Source organism: Streptomyces sp. E11-3 (assembly GCF_046540415.1).
Taxonomy (GTDB): domain Bacteria; phylum Actinomycetota; class Actinomycetes; order Streptomycetales; family Streptomycetaceae; genus Streptomyces.
In genome coordinates this window covers 1-1,082 of sequence record NZ_JAZGRL010000194.1, presented here as the reverse complement: position 1 = coordinate 1,082, position 1,082 = coordinate 1, and the positions used below count along the sequence as shown (strand labels likewise).

The 1,082-nt window shown below is 73.7% G+C and carries 2 pseudogenes; one reads left to right on the top strand and one right to left on the bottom strand.

From position 1 onward, the window contains the following. Positions 1-473 (bottom strand): annotated as a pseudogene (locus U9R90_RS36350) (hypothetical protein); the annotation flags it as partial. Between the two features lie 171 nt (positions 474-644). On the opposite strand from U9R90_RS36350, the pseudogene U9R90_RS36345 reads away from it, so the two are divergent. After that, positions 645-1,082 (top strand): annotated as a pseudogene (locus U9R90_RS36345) (DNA-binding protein); the annotation flags it as partial.

Here is a 1,082-nt window from a genome sequence, read left to right as displayed (position 1 = left end):
TCCGGGTCCACCCCACCGGCACCGGACGGCCCCAACTCGTCCTCACCCGCGAGATGCGGCGGCGACGCGGCGGTAGCCGGGGCGGACTCCCCCGTATCCGCCGTATCCGCAGCAGACTCAGAAGACGCGGCCACCCCAGCCGAATCCTTCCCCCGCCGAGGCCGCGGCAACGACATCCCCCGCAGCCGCGGCTTCACCTTCGGCTCCTCCGCCCGCGGCGCCGGAACAACGGCCTCGGCAGACGCACCCCCGGCCACCCGATCGACCGCCTCCTCAGGCGTCCCGATCCCGGCCAGAATGCGCCGCACCTCACCGGGACTGTCCCCCGAGGCCGACCCCCGCCGCCGGTCGATCTCCCGCCGCAGTTCGGTGACCAGCCGCATCCTCGTACCGGATGGCAGCTGATGCTGCTGGGCGAGGTCCCCGACCCGGCTCAGATAGTCAAAGACGAGCTGGTCGCTCTCGATCGCCACGAGACCCCCTGTGCCGTGCCGTGCCGCTGCCGTACTACGGTGCTACCGCCGTCCGGGCCGCCATCGCGGCCCCCGGCGCACCCGACCGTATCGCGCGTGGCGGCCCCGCGCTGGTCCCGTCAGCGCTCCGGCGTCGGACGCACCTACTCCGCACCTACTACCGTGGGGCGGATGAGGACCGAGAGCACGTCCGGCGACGCCCTTCCCCGCACGCTCGCCGAAGCGCTGCGGCATCGCGACGACGCGTCGCTGGCCGCCCTGCTGCGGGCGCGCGCCGACCTGCTCACCCCGGTTCCGAACGACCTCACCCAGCTGGCGACCAGGGCCGGCACCCGCGCCTCGGTGGTCCGCGCCCTGGAGCACCTGGACACGTTCACCCTGCAGACGGCACAGGCCTTGGCGGTAGCCCAGGACCCCACCACGTACGAAACGCTCCGCACCCTGCTGACAGGCGACGAAAGCGGAACCGGCACCGACACCCCGGCCATCGAGACCGCCCTCCCCACCGCACTCGCCACCCTCCGCGAACGCGCCCTCGTCTGGGGCCCGGACACCCGTCTCCGCCTGGTCCGCACCGCACGCGAACTCCTCACCCCGTCCCCCACCCAC